This window comes from Schlesneria paludicola DSM 18645 (assembly GCF_000255655.1).
Taxonomy (GTDB): domain Bacteria; phylum Planctomycetota; class Planctomycetia; order Planctomycetales; family Planctomycetaceae; genus Schlesneria; species Schlesneria paludicola.
Map to the genome: position 1 here is coordinate 1 of NZ_AHZR01000094.1, position 1,562 is coordinate 1,562.

3 protein-coding genes are annotated in these 1,562 nt (G+C 60.2%); 2 read left to right on the forward strand and 1 reads right to left on the reverse strand.

The features are described from left to right. Positions 1 to 73 precede the first annotated feature (73 nt). The gene (locus tag OSO_RS0100100; RefSeq protein ID WP_010581585.1) at positions 74 to 634 is read right to left on the reverse strand and encodes a hypothetical protein; all 561 of its coding nucleotides are present in this window, start codon (positions 632 to 634) and stop codon (positions 74 to 76) included. A 159-nt stretch (positions 635 to 793) separates the two neighbouring features. On the opposite strand from OSO_RS0100100, the gene OSO_RS0100105 reads away from it, so the two are divergent. Further along, positions 794 to 1,243: a hypothetical protein gene (locus tag OSO_RS0100105; RefSeq protein WP_010581586.1), complete on the forward strand. Its 450-nt coding sequence runs from the start codon at positions 794 to 796 to the stop codon at positions 1,241 to 1,243. Next, on the forward strand, positions 1,240 to 1,562 hold a 323-nt coding region (locus OSO_RS50495; protein ID WP_010581587.1), incomplete at its 3' end, for a hypothetical protein. The genes OSO_RS0100105 and OSO_RS50495, both read left to right, overlap by 4 nt.

A 1,562-nucleotide genomic window follows, 5' to 3' on the forward strand; every position in this document is an offset into this window, starting at 1 on the left:
GGGGGGGGTATAGAATCGCTGGCGTCGGGGGCCAGGGAACCGCATTGCCCTCGCGCGCGTGTTTTGTCAGGTTTTAACGTGGGGGGGTGTCGGCCTGGCAGTGTTCGCGGAGCAGGTCGCGAACCTTTTGAATCCGACGCACCATGTGGCCGCGATTTAGGCCCAAAAGCCGGGCCGTCCGACCGATTGAATAGTTCAGCACGACATGGAGCTCGAACGCCAGGAAGTCGCGTTTACACAGCTCAGGAAGCTGCTTCGCGATCAGATCATCGTGACGCGGAACCTGTAGTCGGCTCCGTCCTCGCCAGTATCTGCGTCTCACTTCCCGCAGTGGGATGTTGAAGATTTCGGCCACCTTCTCGGGTGTGTGGCCAAGATCATCGAGCAGATCCAGGATCACGAGATCCTTCGACGAGATCAGCTTCTCTTTGCAGACCTCGCGCTTCGCCTTTTCGAGACGCCGCATCAGGGCATCTTGGGATACCCCCAATTCCTTAGCCGCCTGGGCGACTCCACTCGACGCCACCAGGTCGATCACGCCCTGGTGTTTCGGCGAATGAATCGAAACCGCCTTCAAGGGGTTCCAACGGCCGCACGTTACCGGAATCTTCTCGCCGTTCAGTCGTACAAACATCCTTGCTTCCTTCACTTGTCACTCATTCTCAAGCGCCACGCGCACCGCATGGCCGACAGGTGTAGGGCCGTCGTTTCATGGATGAGAAGACAAGGCTTGCCGGGGCCAACTGCATGATGCGGTTGGCTCCGGGTTTCACATTGTCGCAAGGAAGCGCGAATGGACAAGATCAATCCGACCGAGAATGTGCTGACCGACCTGGAGTTGATGGCGATCGCGGGTGTGGTTAAGGAGACTCAGCTCGGCCAACTCAAAGGCGCGATGAAGGAAGGCGCGTCCGGGATGGTGGACTTCAAAGTTCACATCCGGGGCAACGTGCAAAAGGGAATGGGCAGTGCAGGCGGACCGACGTCGTATCCGGCCACGGTGTCGCTCGTGTCGTTGCCGATCTTCTGCGCCGTGCTCGCATGCCTGGGCGTTGGAAAGGATCGCCTTCGTCGGGCGCTTGAGGAAATCGATCCGTCGAAGGTCCAGGTCAACGCCTCCCTATCGGAAGTGTTCGACAAGGTGGCAGCCGAGAAGGCCGCAAAGCTCCCACCTGTCAAAGGCTGGGCATCCGGACGAGCTGGTTCTGTTACGTCACAACTCAGCGCGGAGAAGATTGCGTGAACCGATTGCCAAAAGTGCCTGCCCGCCCGCGTCTGACTGTTGGCGAATGGGTGGGCGTGATCAGCCTGGCGGTTTCGTTACTCGGCGGCCTGGTCGATTTGCGTGTGCAAGTCGCCACGCTTCGCACCGAGGTTGCGTCCTTACGTCGTGACTTCGACCGACCGCAAAGGGTTGCCCATGTCGACCGCTCCGCAGAAACACAAGCCGCCCACGGTCGGCATCAAGGCCCCGAGATCGTACCACCGCTGGTATCGCCTACGGGCCTGGTGGGGGCCGGTCGGCCTGCGAGCCAACCAGCTCTCGAAAGAGCCGTTGTGCC

What these genes read in the sequence shown, in the direction of transcription:
- OSO_RS0100105 (WP_010581586.1), top strand. Translation starts at nt 794, where the DNA reads ATGGACAAGATCAATCCGACCGAGAATGTGCTGACCGACCTGGAGTTG.
- OSO_RS0100100 (WP_010581585.1), bottom strand. Translation starts at nt 634, where the DNA reads ATGTTTGTACGACTGAACGGCGAGAAGATTCCGGTAACGTGCGGCCGT.